Here is a 14869-nt window from a genome sequence, read left to right on the forward strand (position 1 = left end):
GTGTGCGGGCCGCGGCGTCAGTGCTGTCCGAACAGCGTCGCGAGCCGATCGACCGCCTCTTCGAGCCGCGGGTAGGCCGTCGCATACGACAGGCGGATATAGTCGCGCGGCGCATGGACGCCGAAGTCCATGCCGGGAACCAGCACGACGCCGGCGTCGTGCAGCATCGCCTGCGTGAGTGCGGCGCTGTCGCCGGCTGCCGGGTGGGCGACGCCGCCGCAATGCGCGTACACGTAGAACGCACCGTCGGGCATCACGGGGACCGTGAAGCCGAGCCGTTCGAGCGCCGGCACGATGAAATCGCGGCGGCGCTTGAATTCGAGGCGGCGCGCTTCATAAAGGTCGAGCGTGGCCGGTTCGAAGCACGCGAGCGCTGCACGCTGCGCGAGCGCGGACGGGCAGATGAACAGGTTCTGCGACAGCTTCTCGAAGGTGCCGATCAGTGCGGGCGGCACGACGAGCCAGCCGAGCCGCCAGCCCGTCATGCTGAAATACTTCGAGAAGCTGTTCACGGTGATCACGTCGTCGCCGAACGACAGTGCCGACACGGGCGCCGCGTCGTAGCTGAGCCCCTGGTAGATCTCGTCGACGATCGTGAAACCGCCGCGGGCGCGCACGGCCTCGACGATCCGCTTCAGTTCGTCCGGTTCGAGTGACGTGCCGGTCGGGTTCGACGGCGACGCGAGCAGCACACCGCGGGTGCGGTCGCCCCAGCGCGTGCGGACATCGTTCTCGGTGAGCTGGAAGCGCGCGTCCGGGCCGCTCGGCACGAGCACCGCGCGGCCTTCGGCCGCCGCGACGAAATGCCGGTTGCAGGGATACGACGGGTCGGGCATCAGCACTTCGTCGTCACGGCCCACGAGTGCGAGGCACGCGAGCAGCAGCGCGGCCGATGCGCCGGCCGTCACGACGATCCGCTCCGGGCTGATCGCGAGGCCGTATGCGCGCGCATAGTGGGCGGCGATCGCCTCGCGCAGCGGCGCAATGCCGAGCGCGCTCGTGTACTGCGTGACCCCGCGGCGCAGCGCGGCCGCGGCCGCTTCGACGACGGGCTCCGGCGCGGTGAAATCGGGCTCGCCGATGCCCATGTGGATAACATCGCGCCCAAGGGACTCGAGCCGCTGTGCCTCCTTCATCAGTTCCATCACATGGAAGGGCTGGATCGCGTCGACGCGTGCGGCGAGCGTGACGAGCGAATCGGCGGTGGTATTCATCGGCGGGCAGGGCGGAGGGGAGAAAGAATGAAAAACGGGCGCTTGCGCGCCCGTGAACAGACCGACGGTGTCAGCCGTTGCGGCGTGCCTGCGTTTCTGCAGGGCGCAGCTTCGCGGCGAGCTTGTCGAGCACGCCGTTCACGTACTTGTAGCCGTCGGAGCCGCCGAACGTCTTCGCGAGTTCGACCGCTTCGTTGATGATCACGCGGTACGGTGTTTCGACGTGGTGCGTGAGCTCGAACGTCGCGATCAGCAGCACCGCGCGTTCGACCGGCGAAAGCTGGTCGATCGGACGGTCCAGCGACGGCGTCAGCGCGTCGACGAGCGTGGCGTGCTCGCGGATCACGCCGTGCAGGATCGCGTCGAGCAGCTCCTTGTCAGCCTTGTCGTAACCGAGCGCGCCGCGCAGTTGCGCGTCGATCTCGCCGGAGGACGCGTTCGACAGCAGCCACTGGTAGAGGCCTTGCGTCGCCAGCTCGCGCGATTGTCGGCGGGCGCTCTTCTTCATGCGCGCTCCTCTTCGTCGTCTTCGTCTTCCTCTTCGTCCTCGTCGTCGCCGAGCTGGTCGAGGGCCATCGTCAGGTTGGCCATCTCGACGGCGACGCGTGCGGCGTCACGACCCTTTTCGGTCATGCGCGCGACGGCCTGCTCGTCGTTTTCGGTCGTCAGGACCGCGTTCGCGATCGGCAGGTTGAAGTCGAGGCCGATGCGGGTGATGCCCGCGCCGCTCTCGTTCGACACGAGTTCGAAGTGGTAGGTCTCGCCGCGGATCACCGCGCCGAGCGCGATCAGCGCGTCGAACTGGCCGCTTTCGGCGAGCTTCTGCAGCGCGAGCGGGATTTCCAGCGCGCCGGGCACCGACACGAGCAGCACGTCTTCACCGGTGACGCCGAGGCGTTCCAGTTCCTCGACGCATGCGTCGGCGAGGCCGTTGCACACCGGCTCGTTGAAGCGCGATTGCACGATGCCGATACGCAGGCCGTCGCCTTCGAGATTCGGTTGGTATTGTCCGATTTCCATGATCTTGTCCGTGGTGTGGATGAACGGTTATAGGGCGAAAGCGCCGTGGCGGGTTACGCGTTGGACGCCGGGCAGGACTTGGCTTCGCCGCCGGGCATCGGAATGAAGCCCGTGACTTCGAGGCCGTAGCCGGACATGCTGCCCAGCTTGCGCGGATTCGACAGCACCTGCATCTTGCCGACGCCGACATCGCGCAGGATCTGCGCGCCGATGCCGAACGTCTTGAAATCGACCGGCCGGCGCTTGAGCGCGGCCGCCTTTTCTTCCTCGTCGAACGCCTTGAAGACGTCGATCAGGTGTTCCTTGGTGTCGCCGCAGTTGAGCAGCACGATCACGCCGAGGTCGCGTTCCGCGATGTCGCGCATGGCGGCGTCGAGCGTCCACGAGTGCGTCGACACGCCCGTCTCGAGCAGGTCGAGCACCGACAGCGGCTCGTGCACGCGCACCGGCGTATCGACGTCGGGCGACGGCGTGCCGCGTACCAGCGCGATGTGCGGCGAGCCGCTCGGCTGGTCGCGGTACAGCACCGTGCGGAACGTGCCGTGCGCGGTCTGCATCGTGCGCTCGGCGATCCGTTCGATGATCGATTCCGTGCGGCTGCGGTACTGGATCAGGTCGGCGATCGTGCCGATCTTCAGGTTGTGTTCCTTCGCGAACTCGATCAGGTCCGGCAGGCGCGCCATCGTGCCGTCGTCCTTGATGATCTCGCAGATCACCGCGGCCGGCGTGAGGCCCGCGAGCGCGGTGAAGTCGCAGCCGGCCTCGGTGTGGCCCGCACGCACGAGCACGCCGCCCGGTTGCGCCATGATCGGGAACACGTGGCCCGGCTGCACGATGTGCTCGGGGCGCACATCGTGCGCGACCGCCGTGGCGATCGTGTGCGCACGGTCGGCGGCCGAGATGCCGGTCGTCACGCCTTCGGCCGCTTCGATGCTGACCGTGAACGCGGTGCCGTACTGCGTGCCGTTGCGGTAGGTCATCAGCGGCAGGTGCAGCTGCTTGCAGCGTTCCTGCGTCAACGTCAGACAAACCAGGCCGCGGCCGTACCTGGCCATGAAGTTGATCGCTTCCGGCGTGACGAATTCGGCGGCGATCACGAGGTCGCCCTCGTTTTCGCGGTCTTCTTCGTCGACCAGGATCACCATCCGGCCGGCTTTCAGCTCGGCGATGATGTCGAGCGTGGAGGCGAGCGTCATAAGGGGGCGAGAAAGAGGAAAGTGCGTATTTTACGCCAGCCGGACGGCGTTTCGGCTGGCATGGGCCGCGCGCGTCGGGCAAGGGCCCCGGAACGTGTCGCGGGCGGCCTGCGCGGCGGGCCCGGCGGGCCGCCGCGCGTGACCGGCGCGCGGGTGCGGACGGTGGCGGGCCGGGCGGATCCCGGCCGCGCGTCACGCGTGCTGGTCGCGTCCGCCGAGGTAGTCGAGCTTGCCGAGCTCGACGCCGCTGTGGCGCAGGATGTCGTAGGCGGTCGTCACGTGGAAGAAGAAATTGGGCAGCACGAAGCTCAGCAGGTACGACTGGCCGGTGAACTCGATCGGGCCGACGCGCATCTTCAGCACGATCTGGCGCGTCTCGCTGCCGTCGATCTGCGCGGCGTCGAAGCCTTTCAGGTAGTCGATCGTCTTCTGGATGCGCGCGTGCAGTTCGTCGAAGGTCTGCTCGACGTCGGGAAAGCTCGGGATCTCGGTGCCGGCGAGCCGTGCGGCGCAGCCCTTCGCCGTATCGGTCGCGATATAGACCTGGCGGACGAGCGGCAGCATGTCCGGGTAGAGGCGTGCGCCGGTGAACACCGACGGATCGATCTGCTTCTCGGCCGCGTGCGCCTGCGCCTTGCCGAGGATGTGCTGCAGGTTGGTCAGGCCGCGGATCAGGACGGGCAGCGAGGCCTGGTACATCGAGATGGACATGGGAACGACTCCTGTGGGAAGAGGGGCGGCCGGTGTGCGGCGCGTCGTGCGTGGCGGCGTTGAAACCGCTGTCGACGCATCTTAGCGCGACGGCACGGCCCGTGCGCGTCGTTGGCCATTCGGCCGGGAGTCCTCAAACCGAATGGCCGCCGGTCCCGCTGGCGCGGTTTCAGGCACGCCGGAATCGCGGCCCTCACGGGTATCGCGCCGCGATCCGGAAATTGTCGTATCATGAAACACGAAACACGAAATATGAAGCAATGGAGACCTGCATGATCGAACTCGACAGTGCCGCGTCGGCCGTCCTTGCCCGGCTGGCGTCCTTCGGCCAGGAAAACGACGCGCGGATGGCCGACCGCAGCCGCAAGATGCTCAACCTCGAACTGCCTACGGCCGAGCTGCTGTACCTGCTCGTCACCGGCGCGCGGCGCCGGCGCATGCTCGAAATCGGAACGTCCAACGGCTACAGCGCGATCTGGCTCGCGCATGCGCTGCGCGAAACGGACGGGCAGCCGCTCGTCACCGTCGAGTGTTCGCCGGAGAAGGCCGGGCAGGCGAGGGCCAACCTGCGCGCGGCGTCGCTGCAGGACTGGGCGCAGGTGATCGAAGGCGAGGCGACGCAGGTCTGCGCGGCCGTGACGGGCCCGTTCGATTGCGTATTCTTCGATGCCGACCGCGTGAGCGCGCCGCGTCAACTGGCGCACCTGTTGCCGAAGCTGACGGCCGATGCGCTGCTCGTCGCCGACAACGCACTGTCCCATCCGGATGAAATCGCCGCTTATCTCGCCGCGGTCGACGCGACGCGCGAGTTCGACACGACGATCGTGCCGGTCGGCAAGGGGCTCCACATCGCACGTCGCCGGCGGCCGGCATGACGCGCGCCGCACTCGAGCGCACGACCCTGGGGCGCGACGCCTACGGGGCGATCCGGGAGATGCTGGTCGACGAAGCGCGCTTCGCGGCGGGCGAAAAGATCAGCATCGAAGCGCTGTCGCGCGATCTCGGCATCAGCCGCTCGCCCGTGTGGGCGGCGGTCTCGCGTCTGGAGGCCGAGGGGCTGCTGCAGGTCGTGCCGCGCCAGGGTGTGTTCGTGATCGCGTTCGACCGCGCGCGGGTCGTGGCCATCTTCGAGGCGCGAGAAGCGCTCGAAGGCATGGCCGCGCGCCTGGCGGCGCAGCGCATGACACCCGACGAGCGCGCAGCGCTGGACGAAGCGCTGGTGCGGCAGGCCCGCGCGGTCGACCGCCGCGACGGCGGCGCATACCGCGTCGCCAACCTCGATTTCCACCACGGGCTGCTCGCCGCCGCGCGCAATACGACGATCGAGACGTCGCTCAGGGCGCTGTACGCGCAGGTGCAGACGATGTGTGCGGGCGGTGCGAGCCCGATGGACGACTGGGAGCGGCTGGGCGGGAACGTCGCCGAACACCGGCAGGTGTTCGACATGATCGCGAAGCGCGATGCGGATGGCGCCGAGCGCGCGGCACGGGTGCATGTCCGGCAACTGCTCGACACGATTCTGGTGCGGGCGGGCGGAGGCGGCGCGGATACCTGAGCGCCGGCGGAATGCCGGCGGATGGGGGCCGGGCAGGATGTCGAAAAACGGCGACCGCCGATATCCGGATGTCGGGCCGTCAGCCGCCGCTTCGACGGTGGCCGCTGCGATCAGTCCTGATGCGCGCCCTGTGACGACGAGAGCATCCGCTCCACATACCGCGCGATCATGTCGACTTCGAGGTTCACCTTGTCGCCGGCCTTCACATGGCGCAGCGTCGTGACCTCGACCGTATGCGGAATCAGGTTGATCGAGAACTCGCAGCCGTCCGCGCGATCGTCGATCGTGTTGACGGTCAGGCTCACGCCGTTGACCGTGATCGACCCCTTGTACGCGAGATAGCGGCCGAGCTCGCGCGGCGCGACGATGCGCAGTTCGTGCGATTCGCCGACCGGCGCGAAGCGCGACACGGTGCCGAGGCCGTCGACGTGGCCCGACACGATGTGCCCGCCGAGGCGGTCGTGCGCACGCAGCGCCTTCTCGAGGTTCACTTCGCCGGGCTGGGCGAGTCCGACCGTGCGGTTCAGGCTTTCGCGCGACACGTCGACGTCGAACGCGGTGTCGGTCTTCTCGATCACCGTCATGCAGGCACCCTGGATCGCGATGCTGTCGCCGAGCGCGACATCGGCGAGATCGAGCCCGCCGGCCTGCACGGTCAGGCGCACGCCGGCGTCGGCGGACGTGCCGAGCGGACGGATCGATTCGATGCGGCCGACGGCCGCGACAATTCCGGTGAACATCGTGACGGTTTCGTTCAGTGACGCGTGTCGGGCGGCGCGACACGCGCGAGGATCCGCAGGTCGTCGCCGATCCGCTCGACGCCGTGGAACGACAGTCGCGTGCGCGCATCGAGATGCGCCGGCGCGGCGAGGTCGAACATGCCGGCCGCGTCGGCGCCCAGCAGGCTCGGTGCGAGATAGACGAGCAATTCGTCGACGCACTGTTCGCGCAGCAGCGAGCCGTTCAGCTTGTGGCCGGCCTCGACATGCAATTCGTTGACGCCGCGCGCGCCGAGCGCCGCCAGCATCGCCGGCAGGTCGACCTTGCCGTGCGCGTTCGCGAGCGGCACGATTTCGGCGCCGCGCGACTTCAGCACGTTCGCGCGCATTTCGCCGCCGGCGTCGAGCCGTCCGCAGAAGATCAGCAGCGGGGCGCCCTCGAGCAGCCGCGCGTCGAGCGGCAGGTCGAGGCGGCTGTCCACGAGGATGCGTTGCGGCTGGCGCGGCGTGTCGATGCCGCGCACGGTCAGCAGCGGATTGTCCTCGCGCACGGTGCCGATGCCGGTCAGGATCGCGCAGGCGCGCGCACGCCAGGCGTGCCCGTCGAGGCGCGCGGCCTCGCCGGTGATCCACTGGCTTTCGCCGGACGGCAGCGCGGTGCGGCCGTCGAGCGACGCGGCGGCCTTCATCCGCACCCACGGGCGGCCGCGCGTCATCCGCGACACGAAACCGATGTTCAGCTCGCCGGCTTCATGCGCGAGCAATCCGCAGCGCACGTCGATGCCCGCGTCGCGCAGCATGCCGAGGCCGCGCCCCGACACCTGCGGGTTCGGGTCTTCCATCGCGGCGACGACCTTCGCGACGCGCGCCTCGATCAGCGCGTTCGCGCACGGCGGCGTGCGGCCGAAATGGCTGCACGGTTCGAGCGTCACGTAGACGGTCGAACCCGCGACGTCGTATCCGCGTGCGCGTGCATCCTTCAGCGCCTGCACTTCCGCGTGATCCTGGCCGGCCGGCTGCGTGAAGCCTTCGCCGATCACGTCGCCGTCCTTGACGATCACGCAGCCGACGCGCGGGTTCGGCGCCGTCGTGTACATGCCGCGCGCGGCGAGCGCGAGCGCGCGCTGCATGTGGGCGAAATCGATATCCGAGAACATGCGCGCGGCCCCGGGTCAGGCAGCGAGTGCCGCGAACGCACGGCGCGCGGCCGCGAGCGTCGCGTCGATCACCGCGTCGTCGTGCGTGCTCGACACGAAGCCGGCCTCGTAGGCCGACGGCGCGAAGTACACGCCCTCGTCGAGCATCAGGTGGAAGAAGCGGTTGAAGCGCTCGGTGTCGCTCTTCGTGACTTCCGCGAAGCTCGTCGGCACGCGCTCCGCGAAGTAGAGGCCGAACATCGCGCCGATCGAGTCGGCCGCGAACGGCACGCCGGCCGCGCGCGCTTCCGCCGCGAGGTCGTCGGCGAGCCGCTTCGTCTGCGCGGTGAGCGCGTCGTAGAAGCCCGGCGCCTGGATCAGCTGCAGCGTCTTCAGGCCCGCGGCGACCGCGATCGGGTTGCCCGACAGCGTGCCGGCCTGGTAGACGCCGCCGAGCGGCGCGAGGTGAGCCATGATGTCGCGGCGGCCGCCGAACGCGGCGGCCGGCATCCCGCCGCCGATCACCTTGCCGAGGCAGGTGAGGTCGGCCGTGATGCCGTAGTACGCCTGCGCGCCGCCGAGCGCGACGCGGAAACCGCACATCACCTCGTCGAAGATCAGCACGGCGCCGTGCTTCGTGCACAGCGCGCGCAGCGCGGTCAGGAATTCGGGCGTGCCGCGCACCAGGTTCATGTTGCCCGCGACGGGCTCGACGATCACCGCGGCGATCTCGTCGCCGAACGCGCCGAAGGCTTCCTCGAGCGCGGCGACGTTGTTGTATTCGAGGACGGTCGTGTGCTTCGCGATGTCGGCGGGCACGCCGGCCGACGTCGGGTTGCCGAACGTCAGCAGGCCCGAGCCGGCCTTGACCAGCAGGCTGTCCGCGTGGCCGTGGTAGCAGCCCTCGAACTTGACGATGCGGCTGCGGCCCGTGAAGCCGCGTGCGAGACGCAGCGCGCTCATCGTGGCCTCGGTGCCGCTCGACACCATCCGCACCTGCTCGATCGACGGCACGAGCTTGCAGATTTCCTCGGCGATCTCGATCTCGGCTTCGGTCGGCGCGCCGAACGAGAAGCCGTCGGCGAGCACGTTCTGCACGGCCGACAGCACTTCCGGATGGACGTGGCCGACGATCATCGGGCCCCACGAGCCGATGTAGTCGATGTACTGCTTGCCGTCGGCATCCCAGAAATACGGGCCTTGCGCGCGCGCGACGAAGCGCGGCGTGCCGCCGACCGAACGGAAGGCGCGCACCGGCGAGTTGACGCCGCCGGGAATGGTCTTCTGGGCGCGTTCGAAGAGGATCTGATTGTTGGACATGAGCGAAACCTGCGAGAGAAGGGCGCGGGGGCCTGTGCACGGGCCGCGGCGCCTGGGCGGAACGATCGTCTGATTGTACCGGAGACGCGCGCGGCAGGCCCGCCGGCGCTTGTGCGGCCTTTCGGCGCGCGGGGGCCGGCCTGGGCCGGAAACGGGGGCCCGATTCGGTCCGGCACCCGCCCCGGCTAGCGCGGCGGCTTGCGCTTGCCGGTCAGTTCGGCCCAGCGTTTCTCGAGCGGACCTTCGACCATCGGCTTGATCGACGTGCCGGACGACTGCGCGTCCCAGGTCTGCACCGAATACGGGTGGACGCGCAGCGCGTCGCGCGCGATCACGACGTCCTGGTGTGCATCGACCAGCCAGTCGTAGACGAAGTCGATGCACAGCCGGTAGCCGCGCTTCGTCGACGAATCGGGCACCTCGTACGGCGCGCGCGTCACGTAGCCGGAGCCGAACACGCCCTTCGGCTCCTTCGCGACGCGGTGCAGGAACACGCGGTCGCCCGGCAGGATGCCGCGTGCGAAGCCGCAGCCCCACACATCATGCACGGCCTCGCCGGCCTTCACGCGCGCGGCGACGTCGGGCAGCTCGGGCCACGGCCATTTCTTGGGGCTCCAGATCAGCAGGAAAGCGGTCATCGGTTCGGTCGGGCATTCAAATGATCGGACGAGAGCGGCAAGCTTAATCGAATCCGCTTGCGCGCCCGCCATCGTACGCGGCCGGAGGCGCGCAAAAAAGTTGCGCGTACAATCATGGGCCTGAACGCGCCATCCGTGGCGCGGCCTCCCGTCTTCACCGCCACGCGCGCCGCGATGCGCGCGGGCTCCATTCCGGATACCCATGTCTCACGTCGTCCGGCGCCGGCCCGATGCCCGGCTGATCCTGTTGCTCGGTGCGCTCGCCGCTTGCGGTCCGATCGCCACCGACATGTACCTGCCGAGCCTGCCGTCGATCGCCAACGGCTTTTCCGTCAGCGCCGGCGCCGCGCAGCGCACGCTGACGAGCTTCATGGCCGGCTTCTCGGTCGGCATGCTGCTGTACGGTCCGCTGTCCGATACGTGGGGGCGCCGTCCCGTGCTGCTCGGCGGCATCGCGCTGTTCACGCTCGCGAGCATCGGCTGTTTCGTGTCGGGCTCGATCGACATGCTGATCGTCGTGCGCTTCCTGCAGGCGCTCGGTGCCGGCGCCGCGTCGGTGCTCGCGCGGGCGATCGCCCGCGATGCGCACGAGCCGAGCGATGCGGCGAAGGTGCTGTCGATGGTCGCGATCGTCACCGCGGTCGGGCCGCTGCTCGCGCCGCTGATCGGCGGCCAGATCCTGCGTTTTTCCGGCTGGCGCGGCGTGTTCGTGGTGCTGGCCGTGTTCGGCGCGGTATGCGCGGCGACCGCCTACCTGCGCGTGCCGGAAACCTGGCCGAAGGAGCGGCGCAAGAGCACGGCCGTGCTCGCGTCGTTCGCGTCGTACGGGCGCATCCTGTCCGACCCGGTCGCGTGGGGGCACATGCTGTGCGGCGGGATGGCGTTCGCGGCGATGTTCTCGTACATCACCGCGACGCCGTTCGTGTACATCGAGTATTTCCACGTATCGCCGCAACACTACGGGCTGCTGTTCGGCCTGAACGTCGTCGGGATCATGATCGGCAACTTCGCGAACACGCGCCTCGTCGGCCGCATCGGCTCGCTGCGCATCATCGCGGCCGCGTCGCTCGTGAGCGCCGTCGCGTCGCTCGCGGTCGCGCTCGTCGCGCTGACCGGGTGGGGCGGGCTGTGGTCGATCGTCGTGTGCCTGTTCTTCGTGGTCGGCGTGGTCGGGATCCTGTCCGCGAACTGCACGACCGACCTGATGCACCGCTATCCGCACAACGCGGGCGCGTCGGCGGCGGTGTTCGGCGCGATGCAGCTCGCGCTCGGCGCGCTCGCGAGCGTCGCGATCGGCGCACTCGCGGACGGCACGCCGTTCGCGATGGGCGTGACGATCGGCGTGTCGGGCGTGCTGTGCTTCGTCGGGCGTTATCTGGTGCTGCGTTGGCACGGTCGGGCCGTGCCGGCCGGGGCGTGAGCTGCGGGTTCAAATTTCCCGCCTCGGCATCACTTGGAGCGGTCCGACGAGCGATTGTCGAGTCGATAGCTGCGCTTCGGGTTGGTCACGAATCGTTTGACCTGAGCATCGAGCTCCTGACTGTGGTACAGATCCAGGCATTTCAGAAAATCGAACCTGACGCCTTTGATTTCGGATTCGACGATCGGGTTGTGATAGTCGCGAGCAAGAAAACGATTGACCAGCGATTTGCCCGCGTCGGGGTTCCGTTGGAGATCGAAGTCGGTCCAGTCCATTAATGCACTGGCGCTGCTTCCCGCGTCCATCGCAGCGGACGGTTCATTCCGATAAGCGGTCGCGATGCATTCGGCGAGCACCATGTCCTTGTAGTTCTGTGCGTAGGTTCGGGTGCCGGCTTGCGGCGACGACGTTGCATCGGTTGCATGACCCGATTGCGCCGCTAACGTCAGTACCCCGAACATCACACACCGGAGCAGCGGATTTTGTCTCATGGCAGACTCCAGAAGTGTGCACGATCGGTGTGGTAGTTGGCTCCCGGCTCGTTGAAATAGCACTGGTCGTAACAGGTGAGTCCATTGAAAAGGGTCGCATGTCCCGCGGCATTCGACCAGCCTGAAACCTCGAAGAGAATGATCCCCTGCTTGTCCGTCAGGGCGTTGTCTTTCCGGGAAGGCGGGAATTGGATCACGTCTGCTTTGCCCCATCGCTGCTCGAGAAAGCGGATGAGATGCTTGACGCGATAGAAATACCAGCGCTTGTCCGCACCAGACACGGTTTGCCCTGGAATATAAGGTATCGGCATGCCGGCTTGGCCGAGAATATAGCTCAGTCGCACGGCGCACGTGTTATCCCAACGTAGCTTTGGGTCTCTGCTGTTGATATTGACGGCCACGTTGCCACCGATGGTCAAGGCAACTTTCTCCGCGGAATTTATCGGCGCATAAATGCGCATTGCAGCTGCCCATGCAGCTGAAAAGCGTGGTCTAGGCATCTCCCTCTCCGCAAACTGGATGAACGTGATGCTGTCGATGCCAAGCCGGATTCGTTGAGAGACGCACCATTTCTGGCATCGGACAGGGATGGCGGCATCACGCGGAGTGAAGGAAGTTACCGAGCCTGGACAACTGCTGACAATTGGACTCGTTCGAAAATGGGCGTGTGTCCGAACGTATGACGTCACGCACCGCCATCGGGAGAAGGTTTATCGACGATGGCCGGGCCGCTGTCGTTCGGGGCGGTGCCGCTCATGCAAAACACCCCGAACGCCGGGCCTGAAACCAGCGTTCGGGGTGTCGTGGATCGACGGCGTTTTCGCCGAAGCGTCAGTCCCGCGCGACGTCCTTCGCCGCCGGCGACGCGCCGTGGCTCAGCCAGTCGAGCACGTCGGCCGTTTCGTCGTCGCTCGCGCGCGCCTTCGCCTGCGCGACGGCGTCGGGCAGCTCGCCGTTCGTCGACGCGCGACGGATCGCGACGCCGACCGCGAGAATGTCGATCATCAGCAGATGCAGGATCCGCGAGATCATCGACAGCTGCGACTCGCGCATCTCGATGTGGTCGGTTTCGAGCGCGACGGTCGCGCGCTTCGCGAGCGGCGTGTTGCTCGACGTGATCGCGATCACCTTCGCGCCGGCCTGCATCGCGACGTCGAGCACGCGCAGCAGCTCGGGCGCGCGGCCGGACTTCGACACCGCGACGATCACGTCGCCCTTGCCGAGCAGCGCGGCCGACGCAGCCTGCATGTACAGGTCGCCGTACGCAATCGTCGGAATGCCGAAGCGGAAGAACTTGTAGTGCGCGTCCTGCGCGACGATGTTCGAGTTGCCGAGCCCGTAGAACTCGATGCGCCGCGCGCCGTTCAGGATCTCGATCGCGTTCTCGACGTGCTCGAAATTCAGGTGCTCGCGCAACTGCAGGATCGCGGACACCGTGTTGTCGAGCACCTTCGCGCCGAAGTCGGTGGCCGTATCGCCGAGATGCACCTGGCTGTGGCTCATCGGGATCGTGCCGGTGAGGCCGGTCGCGAGCTTCAGCTTGAAGTCCGACAGCCCCTGGCAGCCGAGCGAGCGGCAGAAGCGGATCACGGTCGGCTGGCTCACGTCGGCCTTGCGCGCGATGTCGACGATCGGATCGTTGATGATCGAGCGCGGATGGTTCAGCGCGAGATCGGCCACGCGGCGCTCGGCCGGCGTCAGCGCGTCGCGCATCTGGCGGATCCGCTCGAACACGGCCGACGACGCGCCGCCCGAGCGGTTCGACAGCTGCTCGGCGAGAATCGCCGACACGCCGAGGAACGCCGGGTATTCGGCGGTGATCAGGTAGGTCGGGATGTTCTGCAGATAGTGCGTGAAGCGGCCCTTCGCCTCGAAGCGCGCGCGGAACGACGAGCGTGTGAACAGCTCGCCGAGCTTCAGCGCGACGCCGCCGCCGATGTACACGCCGCCGAGCGCGCCGAGCGTCAGCGCGACGCTGCCCGCGAACGCGCCGAGAATCCCGCAGAAGCATTCGACCGTCTCGAGCGCGAGGGCGTCGCCCGCATGCGCGCGCTCGACGATCTCGACCGTGTCGACGCTCGCGGCGACGCGCTTCTTGTCGCGCGCGGCGAGCGCGCGATAGATGATCTCCATGCCGGGGCCGGCGCACACGCGTTCGAACGACACGTGCGGAAACTTCTTGCGCGCGTACTGCAGCACCAGGTCCTCGCGCTCGTCCTGCGGCGCGAACGACGCGTGGCCGCCCTCGCTGCCGAGCGCGATCCAGCGGTCGTCGGCCGGAATCAGGCCCGACACGCCGAGCCCGGTACCGGGCCCGAGCAGCCCGATCACGCTGTTCTGGCGGCGCGCGCCGCCGCCGACCTGCACGCGCTGCGCATCGGTCAGGCCCGGCAGCGCCATCGCGAGCGCGGTGAAGTCGTTGACGACGAGCAGCGTGTCGAAGCCGAGCGCGCGGCGCGTCGCCTCGATCGAGAAGCTCCAGTCGTGATTGGTCATCGTGACCTGGTCGCCGTCGACCGGGTTCGCGATCGCGATCGCCGCGTGGTTCACGCGGCTGATCTTCACGTCCTTCAGATACTTGCGGATCGCGTCGGTGATCGTCGGGTAATCGGCGCCGGGATAGACGCGGATCTGCGTGATTTCGCCCGGGCCGGTTTCCAGCGCGAAGCGCGCGTTGGTGCCGCCGACGTCCGCGAGCAGGCGCGGACCGTCGGCATGCTGACCCGCGACGACCACCTTACTTTGCGCACCAGTAGACATCGAGCTGGGTCCCCTTGTCGTTGGCCAGTTGGGAAATCGCGTTCTTCTGCAGCGACGCGGCGGCGGCGTCGAGCACGGCGCGCTTGCGCTCGCCCGCGATCAGCAGGAACAGGCGCTCGACGCGCTTGAGCGCATCGAGCGAATAGCTCACGCGCGCATGCGGGGCGGCGCCGGGGTGCACGGCGACGAAACGCTCGGGCGTCGTGATCGCGTGGTCCCATTCGGGCGCGTCGGCGAAGATCGACGCGGTGTGGCCGTCCTCGCCCATGCCGAGCACGGCGACGGTCGGTACGCGGTAGTCGGCGTTCGCGTTCAGCGCGGCGACGTGCGCGTCGAGCGCGCTGCGCGTGTCGACGAGCGGCAGGAAGCGGGCAGGGGCGGCCGCGTGCTGCAGCAGCGTGTCGCGCACGAGCTGCGCGTTGCTGGCCGCGTCGTCCTCCGGCACCCAGCGGTCGTCGACCAGCGTGACGTCGACGCCGGCCCAGTCGAGCGCCGCGTGCGACAGCGTATGCAGGAACGGGCGCGGGCTCGTGCCGCCGGACACCGCGAGCGTCGGGCGCGCGGCGCCGGCGAGCGCCGCGCGCAGCGCATCGCCGACGGCGCGCGCGAGCGCTTCGCTTTGCGCTTCCTGGGTGTCGAAAGCGTGGATCTCGATCACATCTCCTCCGGACTGCTTTGTCTGTTCAAAT

The 14869-nt window shown here is 68.2% G+C and carries 16 protein-coding genes; 3 read left to right on the top strand and 13 right to left on the bottom strand.

Features of this window, described 5'->3' with window-relative positions; translation table 11 throughout:
• Positions 1-17 precede the first annotated feature (17 nt).
• From VXM69_RS23840 to VXM69_RS23860, 5 genes are all read right to left on the bottom strand, one after another.
• Entirely contained in the window at positions 18-1214 is a 1197-nt protein-coding gene (locus VXM69_RS23840) for a pyridoxal phosphate-dependent aminotransferase (RefSeq protein ID WP_367189324.1), read from the bottom strand.
• 70 nt (positions 1215-1284) lie between these two features.
• Positions 1285-1722 (bottom strand): transcription antitermination factor NusB, encoded by a 438-nt coding sequence (gene nusB, locus VXM69_RS23845; protein WP_034187329.1) that lies wholly within the window; start codon positions 1720-1722, stop codon positions 1285-1287.
• Positions 1719-2234: a 6,7-dimethyl-8-ribityllumazine synthase gene (ribH, locus tag VXM69_RS23850; protein WP_006476661.1), complete on the bottom strand. Its 516-nt coding sequence runs from the start codon at positions 2232-2234 to the stop codon at positions 1719-1721. The genes nusB and ribH overlap by 4 nt, the downstream gene beginning before the upstream one ends.
• 53 nt (positions 2235-2287) lie before the next feature.
• Positions 2288-3430 carry a bifunctional 3,4-dihydroxy-2-butanone-4-phosphate synthase/GTP cyclohydrolase II gene (gene ribBA / locus VXM69_RS23855; RefSeq protein ID WP_034187330.1) on the bottom strand — a complete coding sequence of 381 codons (1143 nt, stop codon included), beginning with the start codon at positions 3428-3430 and terminating at the stop codon, positions 2288-2290.
• A gap of 192 nt (positions 3431-3622) precedes the next feature.
• On the bottom strand, positions 3623-4141 hold the full coding sequence (locus VXM69_RS23860) for a DUF1993 family protein (RefSeq protein ID WP_034187331.1): 519 nt from the start codon (positions 4139-4141) through the stop codon (positions 3623-3625).
• Between the two features lie 272 nt (positions 4142-4413).
• Between VXM69_RS23860 and VXM69_RS23865 the strand changes: the two genes are divergently transcribed.
• Together VXM69_RS23865 and VXM69_RS23870 are read left to right on the top strand one after the other, a co-directional pair.
• The gene (locus VXM69_RS23865) at positions 4414-5016 is read left to right on the top strand and encodes an O-methyltransferase (protein ID WP_049028247.1); all 603 of its coding nucleotides are present in this window, start codon (positions 4414-4416) and stop codon (positions 5014-5016) included.
• Positions 5013-5696 carry a GntR family transcriptional regulator gene (locus VXM69_RS23870; RefSeq protein WP_367189325.1) on the top strand — a complete coding sequence of 228 codons (684 nt, stop codon included), beginning with the start codon at positions 5013-5015 and terminating at the stop codon, positions 5694-5696. The genes VXM69_RS23865 and VXM69_RS23870 overlap by 4 nt, the downstream gene beginning before the upstream one ends.
• A 110-nt stretch (positions 5697-5806) precedes the next feature.
• Here VXM69_RS23870 and VXM69_RS23875 read toward each other — a convergent pair whose 3' ends face one another.
• The 4 genes from VXM69_RS23875 to VXM69_RS23890 all read right to left on the bottom strand — a co-directional run bounded on the left by VXM69_RS23875 (position 5807) and on the right by VXM69_RS23890 (position 9509).
• A complete protein-coding gene (locus VXM69_RS23875; protein WP_034187333.1) occupies positions 5807-6436 on the bottom strand; it encodes a riboflavin synthase in 630 nt (209 codons plus the stop codon).
• A 14-nt stretch (positions 6437-6450) separates the two neighbouring features.
• Entirely contained in the window at positions 6451-7572 is a 1122-nt protein-coding gene (ribD, locus tag VXM69_RS23880; RefSeq protein ID WP_034187334.1) for a bifunctional diaminohydroxyphosphoribosylaminopyrimidine deaminase/5-amino-6-(5-phosphoribosylamino)uracil reductase RibD, read from the bottom strand.
• A 15-nt stretch (positions 7573-7587) separates the two neighbouring features.
• Positions 7588-8871 (bottom strand): glutamate-1-semialdehyde 2,1-aminomutase, encoded by a 1284-nt coding sequence (hemL, locus tag VXM69_RS23885; RefSeq protein WP_367189326.1) that lies wholly within the window; start codon positions 8869-8871, stop codon positions 7588-7590.
• A 185-nt stretch (positions 8872-9056) separates the two neighbouring features.
• Positions 9057-9509, bottom strand: a complete 453-nt coding sequence (locus VXM69_RS23890) for a hypothetical protein (RefSeq protein ID WP_049034495.1) — start codon at positions 9507-9509, stop codon at positions 9057-9059.
• Between the two features lie 202 nt (positions 9510-9711).
• On the opposite strand from VXM69_RS23890, the gene VXM69_RS23895 reads away from it, so the two are divergent.
• A complete protein-coding gene (locus VXM69_RS23895) occupies positions 9712-10929 on the top strand; it encodes a Bcr/CflA family multidrug efflux MFS transporter (protein ID WP_367189327.1) in 1218 nt (405 codons plus the stop codon).
• Positions 10930-10958: 29 nt separating this feature from the next.
• On the opposite strand, the gene VXM69_RS23900 is transcribed toward VXM69_RS23895, so the two are convergent.
• From VXM69_RS23900 to pgl, 4 genes are all read right to left on the bottom strand, one after another.
• On the bottom strand, positions 10959-11420 hold the full coding sequence (locus VXM69_RS23900) for a type VI secretion system amidase immunity protein Tai4 (protein ID WP_124669211.1): 462 nt from the start codon (positions 11418-11420) through the stop codon (positions 10959-10961).
• Positions 11417-11920, bottom strand: coding sequence for a type VI secretion system amidase effector protein Tae4 (locus tag VXM69_RS23905; protein WP_049034493.1), 504 nt, complete (start codon positions 11918-11920; stop codon positions 11417-11419). Before VXM69_RS23905 ends, VXM69_RS23900 begins: the two co-directional genes overlap by 4 nt.
• Before the next feature lie 331 nt (positions 11921-12251).
• Complete coding sequence (locus VXM69_RS23910; protein ID WP_034187340.1) at positions 12252-14180, bottom strand: bifunctional transcriptional regulator/glucokinase; 1929 nt, start codon at positions 14178-14180, stop codon at positions 12252-12254.
• Entirely contained in the window at positions 14158-14838 is a 681-nt protein-coding gene (gene pgl / locus VXM69_RS23915) for a 6-phosphogluconolactonase (protein ID WP_034187341.1), read from the bottom strand. Before pgl ends, VXM69_RS23910 begins: the two co-directional genes overlap by 23 nt.
• Between the last annotated feature and the right edge of the window lie 31 nt (positions 14839-14869).

The sequence above is a fragment of the Burkholderia sp. Ed8 genome (genome assembly GCF_040761425.1).
Taxonomy (GTDB): domain Bacteria; phylum Pseudomonadota; class Gammaproteobacteria; order Burkholderiales; family Burkholderiaceae; genus Burkholderia; species Burkholderia seminalis.